The sequence below is a fragment of the Streptomyces sp. AHU1 genome (genome assembly GCF_045343905.1).
GTDB classification, from domain to species: domain Bacteria; phylum Actinomycetota; class Actinomycetes; order Streptomycetales; family Streptomycetaceae; genus Streptomyces; species Streptomyces triticiradicis.
In genome coordinates this window covers 314576-328652 of sequence record NZ_CP174284.1, presented here as the reverse complement: position 1 = coordinate 328652, position 14077 = coordinate 314576, and the positions used below count along the sequence as shown (strand labels likewise).

Annotated in this window: 13 protein-coding genes and 2 pseudogenes; 9 read left to right on the top strand and 6 right to left on the bottom strand. The window is 64.1% G+C overall.

The window, feature by feature from the left end; genetic code table 11:
• The first annotated feature begins 407 nt into the window (after positions 1-407).
• From ACICHK_RS42435 to ACICHK_RS42415, 5 genes are all read left to right on the top strand, one after another.
• On the top strand, positions 408-596 hold the full coding sequence (locus tag ACICHK_RS42435) for a hypothetical protein (RefSeq protein ID WP_406841643.1): 189 nt from the start codon (positions 408-410) through the stop codon (positions 594-596).
• A 1085-nt stretch (positions 597-1681) separates the two neighbouring features.
• On the top strand, positions 1682-2329 hold the full coding sequence (locus tag ACICHK_RS42430) for a LuxR C-terminal-related transcriptional regulator (protein WP_406841642.1): 648 nt from the start codon (positions 1682-1684) through the stop codon (positions 2327-2329).
• 131 nt (positions 2330-2460) lie between these two features.
• Positions 2461-4887, top strand: coding sequence for a hypothetical protein (locus tag ACICHK_RS42425; protein WP_406841641.1), 2427 nt, complete (start codon positions 2461-2463; stop codon positions 4885-4887).
• A 34-nt stretch (positions 4888-4921) separates the two neighbouring features.
• Positions 4922-6145, top strand: coding sequence for a ricin-type beta-trefoil lectin domain protein (locus ACICHK_RS42420; protein ID WP_406841640.1), 1224 nt, complete (start codon positions 4922-4924; stop codon positions 6143-6145).
• A gap of 175 nt (positions 6146-6320) precedes the next feature.
• Positions 6321-6722: a hypothetical protein gene (locus tag ACICHK_RS42415; RefSeq protein WP_406841639.1), complete on the top strand. Its 402-nt coding sequence runs from the start codon at positions 6321-6323 to the stop codon at positions 6720-6722.
• A 19-nt stretch (positions 6723-6741) separates the two neighbouring features.
• Here ACICHK_RS42415 and ACICHK_RS42410 read toward each other — a convergent pair.
• Positions 6742-7550, bottom strand: a protein-coding gene (locus ACICHK_RS42410) for an IS5 family transposase (RefSeq protein ID WP_406841638.1) whose coding sequence is annotated in 2 segments (ribosomal slippage) — positions 6742-7230 and positions 7233-7550 — 807 coding nt in all. Because the reading frame shifts where the segments join, the coding sequence is not laid out codon by codon here.
• Positions 7551-7895: 345 nt separating this feature from the next.
• On the opposite strand from ACICHK_RS42410, the pseudogene ACICHK_RS42405 reads away from it, so the two are divergent.
• The 3 genes and pseudogenes from ACICHK_RS42405 to ACICHK_RS42395 all read left to right on the top strand — a co-directional run.
• Positions 7896-8502 (top strand): annotated as a pseudogene (locus tag ACICHK_RS42405) (transposase); the annotation flags it as partial.
• 71 nt (positions 8503-8573) lie between these two features.
• Positions 8574-9745 (top strand): IS3 family transposase gene (locus tag ACICHK_RS42400; RefSeq protein ID WP_406841637.1). Its coding sequence is split into 2 segments (ribosomal slippage): positions 8574-8838 and positions 8838-9745, totalling 1173 coding nucleotides; the frame shifts between segments, so codons are not numbered across the junction.
• A gap of 169 nt (positions 9746-9914) precedes the next feature.
• Positions 9915-10762, top strand: a protein-coding gene (locus ACICHK_RS42395; protein WP_406834925.1) for an IS5 family transposase whose coding sequence is annotated in 2 segments (ribosomal slippage) — positions 9915-10269 and positions 10269-10762 — 849 coding nt in all. Because the reading frame shifts where the segments join, the coding sequence is not laid out codon by codon here.
• Here the strand turns inward: ACICHK_RS42395 and ACICHK_RS42390 are convergent.
• The 5 genes and pseudogenes from ACICHK_RS42390 to ACICHK_RS42370 form a co-directional block, all read right to left on the bottom strand.
• Positions 10759-11103 (bottom strand): DUF2750 domain-containing protein, encoded by a 345-nt coding sequence (locus ACICHK_RS42390; RefSeq protein WP_406834927.1) that lies wholly within the window; start codon positions 11101-11103, stop codon positions 10759-10761. The two genes, ACICHK_RS42395 and ACICHK_RS42390, sit on opposite strands and share 4 nt — an antisense overlap.
• Before the next feature lie 143 nt (positions 11104-11246).
• Positions 11247-11426: a hypothetical protein gene (locus ACICHK_RS42385; RefSeq protein WP_406841636.1), complete on the bottom strand. Its 180-nt coding sequence runs from the start codon at positions 11424-11426 to the stop codon at positions 11247-11249.
• Positions 11407-11769: an Imm21 family immunity protein gene (locus ACICHK_RS42380; protein WP_406841635.1), complete on the bottom strand. Its 363-nt coding sequence runs from the start codon at positions 11767-11769 to the stop codon at positions 11407-11409. Before ACICHK_RS42380 ends, ACICHK_RS42385 begins: the two co-directional genes overlap by 20 nt.
• Positions 11770-12186: 417 nt before the next feature.
• Positions 12187-12468: pseudogene (locus ACICHK_RS42375) on the bottom strand (hypothetical protein); the annotation flags it as partial.
• Between the two features lie 47 nt (positions 12469-12515).
• Positions 12516-12827 carry a winged helix-turn-helix domain-containing protein gene (locus tag ACICHK_RS42370; RefSeq protein ID WP_406841634.1) on the bottom strand — a complete coding sequence of 104 codons (312 nt, stop codon included), beginning with the start codon at positions 12825-12827 and terminating at the stop codon, positions 12516-12518.
• 602 nt (positions 12828-13429) lie between these two features.
• On the opposite strand from ACICHK_RS42370, the gene ACICHK_RS42365 reads away from it, so the two are divergent.
• The gene (locus ACICHK_RS42365) at positions 13430-13843 is read left to right on the top strand and encodes a hypothetical protein (protein WP_406841633.1); all 414 of its coding nucleotides are present in this window, start codon (positions 13430-13432) and stop codon (positions 13841-13843) included.
• The last annotated feature ends 234 nt before the right edge of the window (positions 13844-14077 follow it).

Genomic DNA, 14077 nt, shown 5'->3' with positions numbered 1-14077 from the left:
AGTGAACACTCACGCTGGCTGCAGACGAACAGAAGATGATTAGGTGGCGGTCAGCTGCCATGGTTGGCGCGGCAGTGGGGGCGGATCTCTCCTCCTGGTTTTGAAGTAGCAGCCGTCGCCGGTGCATTTATGTGGTACTGGGGAGCAACGCGATGAGGGCGGCACTGCTGTAGAACGCACACGAAGTCCGGTCTCGTATAGAGACTAAACGCCTGGTGAGACAGGTTTCACCATGAGTTCAGGTCTGAACCGGCCACAGGCTCTTCCGCTGGTCATCTGCGCTGCCATGCTCGATGTCCTGTGAGGTCGTGGACGATCGGTTCCGTCTGTTGACCGTGCACCGAGGCCGCTTCGGTGCATAAGGGGGCTGTTTTCGGGCGTTGGGCCCGTTTCGCCAGGCCGTACCGGTGCTGCGCTGGTTCTGCGAACGCGGCCGCGTGCACTGCCCCGCGCACGGTGCTGGCGTTTCGCAGGCCGCGCCCTCTGCCGGCCATCTCTACAAAGGAATCGACGTTTTCGCGGACGAGACCCTGGACCTGCACGAGGTCCTGGGCCACTGCCAGCAAGGGTATGGCCCGGTGATTCTGGACGCTTGAGTCTGACCGTGTCGTCTGCCTTTGGGAGAACGGCAAACAAACGTCGATTCCGGGTTCCCCTGACACGGCCGCCGTCCGCATTACTACGAGGGCCGGACAGGGCCGCAGCCGCCAGGCTGATCGCGTGGGTAGGTGAGGGCTGCATGAGCGCAGCTTGGGCCTCTGCATCCCGGTCCTGAGCGCTGGAGTTCAATTCGAGCACGGTCTACACGCAGACGAGGAGCACAAACAGCCTGAATGTAGGCACCGTGCACTCGGTGAACGAGACGCTGAACTTGAAGAGGGCTGGCGCACCCTGCAGCTCAGCGCCGCTTGCCCTCGCCGGGATCTGCTAGATCGCCCACGCCGCACTCTTCTCAACGGCTCTGGCAATGATCACCGCTGAGAAGATGTCATGGTCATCGCGTTACTGCAGAGCTTTTCGTGGTCTCGTCTCATAATGAACTGGCTCCGCGAAGCGCCCCCGAGGTTCAGCTGCACCTGAGAACTCAAGCACGCCGTTGCTCAACGAATCGCGCCTGGCGGCGCAGTGGAGTGCATGAGGGGTTTATTGAATGATCATATGTCTACTTTGTAGTGATTTGCCGAAAATCGACGAACCGGCATGCCGTATTGAGGCAGTTCGGTGGCCCGAAAGGGCACGAGAGGGCGCCATGTTCGATCCGCGCCCATAAATGGCCAATGGTGTCGGTAAACTTCTTCGTCGGTGCGCGTTTTCGGGTAGGAAATGATGGCGGACATGAACGGTCAATGGATCGAGTGCGCGTCGCGGAACCATGCGGCACAGCCGGATGATGTCTGCCCTTCACGGTGATGTGCACCCCGTCCCCTCGATTGGCCGTCGGCGAGGTGTTTGCTTGCCGCTGGGTAGCGTTGCCATGCCCGTCGGCACATGAGGGGTGCGTGAGGCGATGGGGCAACCGGCTGAAGCAGTTACCTGGGGCCCGGAGTCGCGCCTCGTCGGCCCGACCGGTGTTCATCAGGCGCATGCGTTGTCGCTGGTGAGCACGATTTTTCCCATGAATTCCCCTGCCCTCTCAGTGCCGACGTGTGCCGATGCGTCGGGTTGATCTTGGAGAAGCCGCGTGACGACCAAGGAGACAACCGCTGCGAGCATCTCGATACTTGTTCGAGCTGCCGACCCTGTGTCCTTGGATGGTGCTGAAGCCTATCTTCGGGGCGTTAAAGAAGCTGATTTCAATATTGTTTCAGACGCCGCGCGCGCCAACGTTGTTCTTGTTCTCGCTAATGATGTCACCGATGACGTGATGATGTGGATCGAAGAGGACACGGCGGAATTCAAGGGATCCGATCGCCGCATTATTTTGGTGGCCGATAGTATCGATCGAACGAGGTTGATCCGTGGTGTCCGTCGCGGGTTGGTGAGCGTTCTGCCCAGATCCAGAACGGACTTTCAGGAGATCGTCCAGGCTGTCTTGGTAAGCCATTCCGGTGGGGCGCAGATTCCCGAGGAATTTGTGCGGGTCTTGGTCGAAGAACTGCGCAGCCTCCATCAGGAGTCCGGGAGGAATAGATGGCCCGGTGGCCTTGAAGGCCGGGAAATTGACGTTTTGCGCCTTCTGGCTGATGGCCTGGATACCACCGAGATCGCCCACAAGCTTAACTACTCAGAGCGGACCATAAAAAACATCGTTTCTGCCGTCACCCGACGTCTGAACCTTCGTAATCGGACCCACGCTGTTGCTTACGCGCTGCGAGTAGGTGCCTTGTGAGCGTTGTCCGACCGATCAGGCACAACACCCGGCACGCACCGTCGCTCTTCCACATGCGAGCACAAGCCGCGTGGCAGTCGAGCCGAGTTGTCGAGGGTGCGTGAGCAATGGCTTTTCGGCGTAGGCGTCTCGTGCCCAAGCGGCAGGAAGGCGACCGGGACACTCACGTCTCCGACGAGAACCCGCAAGACGAGATCGTGGCCCCCGGCGTGCACATCATTCATGAGCAGGTCAACGACGTGCTCTTGCTCCGCACCTCGGACGAAACAAGCATTGCCCCCGCCGACCTCGCGGACCTGGCCCAGAATCTTCAGGTTTCCAGAGGTGCGCGCGTGCTCATGGCCGACGAGAAAGCACAGACGCACGGCCCTCAGTTCCGCGATGCGCTGAAGCACATCCTCGACGATCTGCGGCAGTCGGATGTCGAGGATCTGACACTGTTGATCTCGGGGAGCGGTTCAACGGGACCGGAGGGACGCCCGTCCCTGGCCCGAACCATTGCGGACTGTTGGGGTCTGCGGGTGACTGCCCCCGCCGGCGACGTGATATTCGTTCCCGGGGGCCATGTGTTTGTCACCGGACAGCGGGATACGACCGCTGGAAGCTGGCGATGCTTCCTTCCCGGGGCAGAGGACGAGGAGCTGGGGTCACGGCTGCCTGCCCCCGCATGGCAGGAGACCGTCGACGCTCTTCCCACGCGAGTAGCTGGTGGGCGAGTGGTGGACCGGATACCTGCTGGCCTGCTGATACGCCCGGCTGAGGCATCCCCCGCTGAACCAGGCGATCTCTACCACTCCATCCCTGTCCATCCACGACTCCCGTCCGTTGTGGTCGGCACACTCGACAGCGACGAGGTCACGCCCAACGAAGTCACGGCCCTATTGGCGGCGGCGCCTGGCGTTGTCCGTTCAGGTGTCCTCCTGATTCCAGGAGGACGGCGGGACATATTGCCGTTGGCCGGGGCCGTGGCGACCGCGTTCGGCCAAGAGGTGCATGTCTGCACCGGAATGCCTTTTCTGAGTGACGACAGTGCCGAGGGCGGCTCCATCCGAAACTTCCTTTTCGACCGTGATGGCTCACCCCGATGGCGCCCCTTTGTGGAGGCGGTTGCATGCAGGCCCGTTGCGCCCGGAGCGGACCCGGGTGCTGGTGTTCGTGTCACGCGCTGGACACCCGCTCTCGCCTCCAAGCGCGGACCTGATGCAAAGCCCGGAGTGACGGTGCTTTCCGATCGTTGGCAGGTGACGGCAACCCGTGCCGGACTGTGGATCGGGCCGAGGGACGTCACGGTCTCCCCCGTGGGGCAGCCGGTCAGTGCTGATGGCATCGTCGTGCAGGTTGGACTTCCGGGCCATGCATTGGACGGCACTCTATGGCCGTGCCTTTCGCGCGTTTTGTCAAGTTTTGAACCGTCAGTGCTGGAGCATGCCGTCTTGCAGGTGCACGGCCACTGCGCGGACGGCGGCACTGTTTTGCGAGAGGTCGCTGCCCGCCACGGCGTACAGACCATTCGCTACGCCACCATGAACGGCCGACGCGCACTTTCTCCGTCCCAAAACAGGCTCGCAGCGCTTGCCATCGCTGCTCCCGCGCAGACACGGCAAACGGCAAAACCGACACCCCGGCAGGCGTTTCGGGCGTTGGCCGCGTCCGTGTGGGAGCGTCAAGCGGCTGCAGCTCTGCAGGATGCGAAGCGAGCTTTGCCGCCGGGGGACGTGCAACCGCACGATGTTGTCGAGGACTTCGTTGCTCTGAGGCTTTATCTCACCTCTCTTGACAGTCCCTGGGATCACGAGTCCCTGACACGAGCGCTGCAGGAGGGACGCGAGGAGGTCGCCCCGTATGTGGAATGTCTCGCTTCCGGCCTGCAAAGACTGCCGTCTTACCAGGGAATCGTGGCTAGGGGAGCACACGAACCGGGCCTTCCGGCCGATGTGCGACCAGGCACGATGTTGCGCACGGAAGGACCAGTTTGCGGACTTCCCGTGGCGCCCGAAGGGTTCATCCCTGGCGGCGCGCAATACATCATCTGGTCGGTGGGCGGCCGCCGGGTGAGATTTGCCGGGCCGAGTCCGGCCCCCGATGAGATTGTCTTCCCGCCAGGCAGCATGTTCCGCGTCGACGCAGTCCGCCAGGGACGATCAGGGCCTTGCGTGCTCATCCGTGAGATCACGCCTGCCCTGGCCGGGAGCACGAAGTCCGGAGACGAATCCATCACGCCTCATCACGATGTGCTGAAGAGGATGGAGCAGTTCGTCGTCGGACGACCTGTCGGCGGCCACACCATGTGGCCGCGGCGCTGCGCGGGCGTGCCAGGTACGGTGACCACCGCGCCGCAGCCGGCGAAGCAATCCGGCGGCGCAGGTCTCCAGGAGGAGGCGTCCGGTGTTTCGGGTGCTGGCCAGTCTGCGGTTCAGCATCTTGCGCTGCAACGCGGCGCCGCCGCCCGTTTCCAAGACGGGGTACGGGCTGCCGAGAGTCGGCTGACCACGGGAAAGAGTCCTTCGGGGGCTCCAACCGCTTCTGCCGAGCAAGCCGGGGCTATGCGACGCGCCTGACGGGTCCTGACACATCTGCGAGAAAGGACATCGCATGGCATCAAAGATCGACAATAGCGTGCCGGGCAATGGACCACCCAAACCCGAGGGCAGCAGAGGCATCAGGCGGGCCTCTGTCCTGCCCTCGGCGGATGGACTGCTGGTGGACTGGCTGGTTCAGCATGCGGACGGACCCAAGTCCATTACGCCTGGGTCCGGTTCAGTGACGGGTAAATCGGCGCCTGGCGGCCGGGGGTACGACCTCGAGACCAACGCCGTGCCGACGCCCATGTCAACAAGAACGGAGCTGGAGGTCCACGCTAGGGAGGCCGATGCAGCAGCCCTTCCGGTCGACGCCGTTGACGATGCCAGCCGCAAGACGGCGCTCATCGGCTCCGCTTCCATAGGCGGACGGACGAAGAGGTTTCTGACGCGAGAAGCCAGCCCGACAAGGACTGCGCTGATCGCCGCGGCGGTGGGAGCCGCACTGCTTCTTGGCGTGCAGAGTCTGGTCGGGCCGGCTTCTCCGAACGTCTCGGACGACGTCGCTCTGGCACCTCCAACCTCTGGTCCGGACGCGACTGCCTCCCTCGTCCCACGCGGGCAGCAGGCGCTCGTTCCCGTGCCGGCTGCTGCCAAGTTGGCTCCTGGCGGCAAAGCGGGCACCTCCGGCGCGGTCGGTCAGCCCGACATTCAGCTGGTGGACGGGGTGGTCGTGACTACTTCGACACCCAGTGGGCATGGCTCTGGGAAGTCGGGCGGAAACGCTTCAGATGGTTCCAGTGGTCAGGAGCCGACGCAGAAGCCGGTGCCAGGGGGGTCCTCTGGTGCGACGCCGATGCCGTCGTCCTCTTCTGGGGCGAAGCCGACTGCGAAGCCAGTGGCTTCCGCTACACCGTCGGGGCGATTCATCGTCAGTTTTGCGGCGGATCAGTGCATCACATCCACCTCGGGCAAGGACGGCCAGCGGCTGAAGGTGGAGCCCTGCTCGTCTTCGTCGGTTATCCAGCATTGGCAGATCATGGCCAATGGGACGATCCAGACGATGGGGCTGTGTATGGACGCTGCCGGGGCTGGGACCTACAACGGCACGGTGGTCCAGCTTGCCTACTGTAACGGTGGTGAAGCCCAGCACTTCGTCCTCAACAGCTCCTACGACCTGGTCAACGTCAACGCACACAAATGCGTGGCGTTGGTAGGCGGGGGAACTGCCGCGGGGACCGCCCTGGAACTGCGAGACTGCAACGGCAAGGGTTACCAGAAGTGGCGTTCTTCCTGAGGGGGCATTTGCCCTGAAGGGGTGAGGCGGGTTGCTGCTGACGCAGCGACCCGCTTTTCCTTGCTTAGAGCTCGTAACACGATCATGCGGCCCAGCCCCAGTAGTCCTGTCGTGGTGGAGCGTGGGAGTGTGGCCCTGGATCTTGGGCGACGGCTTGTGCGGGGATGAGAGCTGGATGAGCGTGGTGTGGGCGGCGACGTCGCCGGAATCTGGACTGTTCCATCCGGTTGAGAGACGTTCAGAGGTGAAGGATCTGTCGGATCGCTTCAACGAGCTGCGTTCCTGTGGCCAGGGGTACCTCGAGGTTCGGTCGCCGGACAGGGAATTCCCGGTGCTGATCCTGGCTTTCCGAGGTGATCACGCGGCCGTCCACCTGATGAGTGACACCGAGCGGATGTCTTTGCTCGCAGGAGACGGCACCGTGCCCGCGGGTGCCGAGGTCGAAGTCCCGATCATGGACGACCTCGCCGTGTTCATGGGCAACTTTGTCCTGGATACCGATCGGGCGTGGGAACTGGTGCATGACTTCACGCAGACGTGGGCGGCCGGCCCTCTGGGTGAGTGGTGCGAACTGTAGCCAAAAGCTCGTGCCACGATCACGACCGGTGCTTCTTCAGCCGCCTCCAGCAGATGAGGCCGCAGGCCAACGAGACGAAGGCGTCGTGGAGCTCGGTGCGGCGTTCCCATCGCACGGCGAGGCGTTTGAACTGGTGGAGCAGGGCGAAGGTCTGCTCCACCACGTAGCGGAGCTTGCCCATGCCCTTGATGTTCGGGGCGCCCTTGCGGGAGATGACCGGCAGGATCCGCCGCTTGCGGAGCTCTTCGCGGTTCGGATCGGAGTCGTAGCCCTTGTCTCCGAGCAGGGCTTCTGGACGCCTTCGAGGACGACCGGGGCAGCCGGCGACGGGCGGGATGCCGTCGACCAGGGCAAGGGTCTGGGTGACGTCGTTGACGTTCGCCGCGGTAGTGATGACCTTGAGCGGAGTTCCGCGTCCGTCGCAGATCAGGTGATGTTTGCTGCCCGTCTTGCGCCGGTCGACCGGCGACGGACCGGTGTCGGCACCCCCTTTTTCGCGTGGACATGGGAGCCGTCCACGCAGGCCCGCGACCAGTCGAGTCGGCCGGCCGCGTTCAGCTCGGCCAGCAGGATGCGGTGCAACTGGTCGAAGACTCCTGCCTGCTGCCACCGCTCGAGGCGGCGCCAGCAGGTCTGTCCGGAGCCGAACCCCAGCTCCAGCGGCAGGAGTTGCCAGGCTATGTCGTTGTAGAGGACGTAGAGAATGCCCTGGAGACAGAGCCGGTCCGACACCGGCCGCGGACCTGGTGACCGCTCGGGCCAGGGCGGCAGCAACGGTTCGATCAGCGCCCACAAGTCGTCGTCCACGATCCACGGCCGAGTACTCACACCCTCCCGAACGGCAAGATCGTCGTATCGGTCACCCTCGGCCAGGACACCTCAACAAGATCGTGTTACGAGCTCTTATGAAACGGCGATGCAACGGCCATGCGCTTGGATGCCGCGTGGGCATGCTCTGCACGAGCGGATCATGGGCGTGCCGTATCAGAAAATGGAAGCGGATGAACCGAATCTGAGTGAGCACGGAGTAGGTCACTTGCAGCACCGGCGTAACGAGACGGATCGGCGTGGGTTGGCTTTTGCGGGTGGGGATTCGGGCGCTTGGTCACGTAGTGGGGTTCAGTTGCTGAAAGCTGCCCCGTAACCGCTGGCCACAAGTGGGACGTTGTTGGCGTGGCTGGTGTGATCACGGCGTCCGATCTGTCTTGGATAGCTCCGTTCACGGCACTGTCCCCTCGGTCCTTTGGCACGTTGGTCAGGGTGCTGCAGCGAGAAGAAGCGGGTGCGTCCCGCTCGGGGCGGCTCTGGTCACTGCCGCTGGAGGACCGGGTACTGCTCGTAGTCACTTATTGGCGCTCTAACCTGACGCTACGGCAGTTAACCCCGCTGTTCGGAGGGTCGAAGTCTGCGGCGGCTCGGATCGTCGGCTGTACTGGCCCGCTGCTCGCGCTCAATCAGCCAACGCTTCCGCAGGGCGTTCGTTTTGATCGTGGACGGCACATCGGTGCCCACCCGCGACCGCACCATCGTCCAACAGCCCAAGAAATACCGCTACTCCACCAATCACCAGATCGCGCTGGACGCGGAAAGCACCTTGGTCGTTGCCGTGAGCCGGCCGGTACCCGGTAACCGCAACGACTGCAAGGTATGGGAGGAATCAGGGGCAAGGGCCATGGCCGGCAGGGGCACCACCATCGCTGATGGCGGCTATCGCGGCACCGGGCTGCTCATTCCGCATCGGCTTGCTCTAGGCCAGGATCGTGCGGCATGGAAGCAGCAGACCCCAAGGGCCTTCCACCTTGATCGTGGACACCTCGACACTGGATCTTGAGTCCAGGAGAGGAGTCCCAGGTGGGGACCTACAAGTACCCGGCTGAGTTCCGGGCTGACGCCGTCGAACTGGTGCGCTCGTCGGGTCGTCCGGTCTCGCAGATCGCGGCCGAGCTCGGGGTGAATCACGAGACGTTGCGGCAGTGGGTGAAGACCGTCGATAAGGAGGCTCGTCCCGAGGTGGTGATCGAGTCGGTGAAGGACGCCGAGATTGCCGCACTGCGCAAGCAGGTCCGTGAGCTGGAGATGGAACGCGACATCCTGCGCCGGGCGGCCAAGTATTTTGCGGGCGAGACCAGCTGGTGAGCCGCTTCCAGTTTGTCGCCGACCATCGTGACGCCTTCGGCGTGAAGCGGCTGTGCACCGTCTTGAACCTGTCGAGGTCCGGGTTCTATCGCTGGTTGAAGGCCGCGCCGGCCAGGGCCGCGAGGAAGGCCGCCGACGCGGCCCTCACCCGGCGCATACGCACGATCCATGCACAGTCCGGGAAGACATACGGGTCCAAGCAGATCACCGCTGAACTCCGTGAGGGCGGTCTGCTTGTCAATCGCAAGCGCATCGAGCGGCTGATGCGTCAACACGCCATCATGGGGCGGAAGTTGCGGAAGAGACATCGCACGACGATCCCGGATCCGGACCGTCAGGCAGTGCCTGACCTGCTGCAGCGGAACTTCACCGCCGCTGCCCCCGACACCGTCTGGATCGGCGATATCACCTATCTGCCGATTACCGGCGGGCAGTTCCTCTACCTGGCCACGGTCATCGACGTGCACTCCCGGCGCCTGCTGGGCTGGTCGATCGCCGACCATATGCGCACTCGGCTCGTCACCGACGCCCTGGACGCGGCTGTCCGCATCCGCGGCGGCCGGGTGGACGGCGTGATCTTCCACAGCGATCATGGAGCCCAGTACGGCGCGCAGGCGTTCGCCGATGCCTGCCGCACCGCCGGGATCCGCCGGTCCATGGGAGCCGTCGGCTCGAGCGCGGACAACGCAGCCGCCGAGTCTTTCTTCGCCTCACTCAAACGGGAGATCCTGCCCGGCCGACGCGGCTGGCCCACCGCACGAGCCGCCCGCCTCGCGGTGTTCCGTTGGCTCGGCTACTACAACCACCAGCGCAGGCATTCGGCGATCGGCTACCTCGCACCGGTCGTCTTCGAACAGAGATCAACTACGCTGGCCATCGCTGCATGACAACCCGTGTCCACGATCAAGGTGGAAGCCCCCAACGCCTCGTACCGGCGGGTCACGCTCGCATCGAGCATGCCTTCGCGTGGATGAGGACCTGGAAGATTCTCTGCGACTGCTGGCTAAGAACCCCTAACGAAATGATCTTCGAAGTGGTTGGATCACTCCGGGACCGATGATCCGGAGGTGTGCGGTGGCGCGGCCGAAGCCGTGGGAAGTCGACGACGAACTGTGGGCAGTGATCGAGCCACTACTGCCCAGGGTTGAGCGCCGGACCCGCCACCCAGGACGCAAGCGGCATCCGGACCGGCTGGTGTTCCAGGGCATCCTGTTCGTGCTGCACACCGGGATCTCCTGGGAACACCTGCCGCAAGAACTCGGCTTCGGGTCGGGCATGACCTGCTGGCGCCGCCTGGCCGAGTGGACCGAGGCGGGGGTGTGGTCCCGGCTGCACGAGGTTCTCCTCGCCAGGCTCCGCAGTGCGAACGCGCTGGACTTCTCCCGGGCGGTGGTCGACGGCTCTCATATCCGAGCATTAAAGGGGGAGCCAAGACCGGACGAAGCCCTGTCGACCGGGGCAGAGCGGGCAGCAAGCACCACCTGATCACCGATGCCACCGGCATCCCGCTCGCCGCCACCTTGACCGGCGGCAACCGCAACGACGTCACCCAGCTGATCCCTCTTCTCCAGGCCGTGCCGCCCGTGCGGGGCAAACGCGGCCGGCCCCGGCGCCGCCCGGACGTGGTGCTGGGCGATCGGGGTTACGACCACGACAAGTACCGCCGACTGGTCTGGGATCTCGGCGTGAAGCCGCTGATCGCCCGCCGCGGCACCGAGCACGGCTCCGGTCTGGGCACCCAACGCTGGGTCGTGGAACGAGCGTTCGCCCATCTGCACTGGTTCCGCCGTCTGCGGATCCGCTGGGAGATCCGCGACGACATCCACGAAGCCTTCCTCACCCTTGGATGTGCACTCATCTGCTGGCGGCGACTGTGCGCCCTGGCGAGCGATGCCCTGGTCTAGTCAGCCGCCGCCAGTCGGTTGAGAACTTCCATAGGGGTGAAATCCCAGCCGACCAGGCGCGGCCCGCTCCAGTTGATGCCGATCTTGAGTCTATCCCGGGCACAATCGGGCAGTTCGCGATCGCGCCAGGTCTCCAACGGCATGGATTCAACGCGTAGCCCATGCCCCCAGATCTTCGCTGCCCTCTGGGCGCGGGCCGAGGTCGACCAGAAGGGAAGACTTCGTGTGCCGTCCGCAGAGAGGTGGGTCGGCATTCCGTCGTCATCCCGGACAAGCCAGACGACTCTGCTTTGGCGGACATCTCGGAAGAACACTGCCGCTTGCGAACCGCTCTGACTCATGGCCACTGAGACTAGCGGTACCCGCCACTCATTTCGTTAGGGGTTCTAAAAGGCGAGGGCGTCCACCACGCGATGCTTGGCATTGCCCATTTGCACAACCTGGCACGCCGCGCCTGACCGCACGCATCAGAGCTCCTGCCGGTTCAAGACTCGGTGGGCAGGAGCTGGACCAGACCTGCCCAGCTTTCCTCGTCTGCCTTGGTGCGCGTGGCCCGGACCCTCCAGCGACCGGCAAGCAGCGGGGCCGGTGCCTGGGCGGGCATCCCGCCGCTGGGACACTCGATGTCGAGTTCGGAGCCCGCTTCAGCGGAGTCCAAGAGCATGGCCAGACCATCCGACATCCACGTGTCTCACTCCTTCACTCAATGGCCGGGTCGGCATGGACAGCCTCTGCTGAGGCCTGTAGCCCTGTCTCGGAATCGGCGGCAAGCCATCGCAGGAAGGCTTGGCGTTCGGGCAGATAGCAGCCGTGGCCGACTCGTCCGCCAGCACCAGTGCCTGCATACCGTCCTTGCCAACGGTGATCACACCGGTCAGATCGTCCACCGCGCAGGCCCGATCGTAGTCGTCTGCAGCGGTGGCATCTCCCGCCATGACCCCGCTCTCCGTGCACCCGCGCCATGCGGCCAGCAGGGAAAGGGGGACGACGATCAAAGGTCTGCCCATCGACTCCACCCAGACTGGGGAGGTGTGAGATGTATCGGCTGCGGTAGACGAAGAGACGCTCATGCCAGCAGTGCGCACTCGCCCATGGGCACCGCCCGCGCCGCTTCATTCGCGTCCGGCACGGAAGCGCTTGGCGCCCGGGGTGACCAACGGTTATGCGAAAGCCTTTACTGATCTTTTCGTAAATTGCGTGGGTCTGGTGGGCGGATGGTCAGACCTGTGTGGGCGAGGAAGGACCATGGCAGTTGGGGGATGCGGTGGATGCCTTGCTCCGTGGTGTCGGCGACATCGGCAAGGTGGTCGCCGGCGAGGTTGGCGAGTTCGCGTTTCTTGAGTGAGGACCACAGGAGTTCCACCGGGTGTCAGCTCAGGAGCGTAAGCCGGTAATCGCTCCAGGGTGAGACAATCCTGTTCGGCAGCCCAGGCCCGCATCGCCTGGCTCCAATGAGCCGACAGGCCGTCCCAGACCAGCACCACCCGCTCGCCGCGGTAGAACACCTTGACCTGCTCCAGAACCTCGATCAGGGAGGTGGTGTCGTAGCTGCCGGGCTGGAGGTGGAAACACAGACGGGGACCACGGTCGGGATCACTTGCGTGGTAGCCCAGGGCCGCGGCCATCGACGCGCGTTTCCAGTTCAGCCGGTGCCGCAAGGTGGGAGTGCGGTTGCGGGGCGCGTAGGTGCGGCGGACCTGAGGCAGCAGAGAAACACCCGATTCGTCGAGGAATACGATTCAGGCACGTTTCTTCACCGCCCCCTTTTGATGCGCGGCCACTCATGTGCAACCCAGCGGGCGATCTCCGACTGGTCCCGCTCCACCGCGCGAGGCTCGGGCCGTTGCAGACTCCAGCCGAGTCGGCCAGTCAGCAGGCGCCAGACCGTCGCCCGCGACAGCGACACCCCTGTCACCCGCTCCACCACCACGCCGACCCGCTCCAAGGTCCACAGATCTGCCTCGAAGCCATGCGTTTGGGCGCACTGCTCCAACGCGGCCCGCACCTGCTCGACCTGGGCGTCGTCCAACTTCGGCCGGCGACCGGGGGCCGGCTTTCGCCGCAAGGCTTGAGCTCCACCGTTCTCCCAGGCACGTCTCTAGCGCCGCACGCTCTCCGCGTGCACCCCCACCATCCGCGCGACGTCGGAGTTCGAGCGACCCTGCCCGAACAACTCGACCGCACGAACACGCCGCGCCTCCGCCAACTGAGGCCGTGACAAAGGAGGAACACGAGAGCCGGACACCGAAGACGAAGGCTTGTAGGACACCTAAACAGACTCCCACCGACAAGCCCGCCACACCCACAGAACCAACGAAAAGATCAGTAATGAGGCACCACTTGCGCCGCGAGCACGAGTGCAGGGCGCCAGGGCTACTCCTTGTTCCAGTTCGGGTAAAGACCCAGCAAAAAAATAGCGGTAAATGAGTACGGGAAAACCCCTCCGCCTCGTGAGTGGGTGACCAGCACGGCTGAAGTGCGGAGGAGGTCGATCTCAATTAGCCTAGATCCGGTCGAGTCGCACCGAACCCACCACCATGAACCCTTGGCGAGTCGATGTCCGACTCTGGCACTTGAGGCTGCGTAGGGTCTGCAGCTGAGCGGCTGTTCGGTGGAACGAGACGTGACGGCACAGAATGCGCGGCACGCACAGGAAAGGCACCCGCAATGGACGAGTTTGGTTCAACCAGCAACGATCCGGTCGGTGATGTACCCGAGAACCTGCGGTCGTTGTTCAACAAGCCGGACGATGTGAAGGTGCAGAAACTGCCGTGCAATCTGCCGGGACTGAAGTCCATGGCCGTGCACTTCGGCGCCGGCGCCCGTACGGTCCCGCACATCCACCACGAAGGCCAGCATCTTGTCTTCGTGGAGGGGGTCGGCGTCGTGGGAGATGAGACCGGTGTTCGGGTCGTGCGTGCCGGTGATGTGGTGAGCAGCCCGCCCGGCGGTTGGCACTGGCACGGAGCTACGCCCGGATCGGCGGCAACGCACGTGACGTTCGAGCAGCCGGGCGACTTCGATCGTGACGTCGAGCGTCGGGACTGGGACGACACCTATCCGTCCGATTTGGGACGGTAGGCGCTTCGCTTCGGCTATCGCTCGTGACCCCGCCAAGCTGCTTTGTTCGTATGACGGCAGACATCACCGCCCGCCGCGGTGCAACTCACCTTGCCGCGCGGCGAAGCACTCGAAGCGGGGCTGTAGGCATCAATGCTTCCAGGCTTTCCCTGAGGGCGTCGCCTGTGAGTGGTGCCTTCATGGCCGCCGTAGCGTGAGGCCGCTGCGCCAGTCGCCTCACCAGTGAATGGCGCC

Bases quoted from the DNA above. Each gene is read 5' to 3' on its own strand.
- ACICHK_RS42420 (WP_406841640.1), top strand. From the start codon at position 4,922: ATGGCATCAAAGATCGACAATAGCGTGCCGGGCAATGGACCACCCAAA.
- ACICHK_RS42415 (WP_406841639.1), top strand. From the start codon at position 6,321: ATGAGCGTGGTGTGGGCGGCGACGTCGCCGGAATCTGGACTGTTCCAT.
- ACICHK_RS42390 (WP_406834927.1), bottom strand. From the start codon at position 11,103: ATGAGTCAGAGCGGTTCGCAAGCGGCAGTGTTCTTCCGAGATGTCCGC.
- ACICHK_RS42385 (WP_406841636.1), bottom strand. From the start codon at position 11,426: ATGCTCTTGGACTCCGCTGAAGCGGGCTCCGAACTCGACATCGAGTGT.
- ACICHK_RS42380 (WP_406841635.1), bottom strand. From the start codon at position 11,769: ATGGGCAGACCTTTGATCGTCGTCCCCCTTTCCCTGCTGGCCGCATGG.
- ACICHK_RS42365 (WP_406841633.1), top strand. From the start codon at position 13,430: ATGGACGAGTTTGGTTCAACCAGCAACGATCCGGTCGGTGATGTACCC.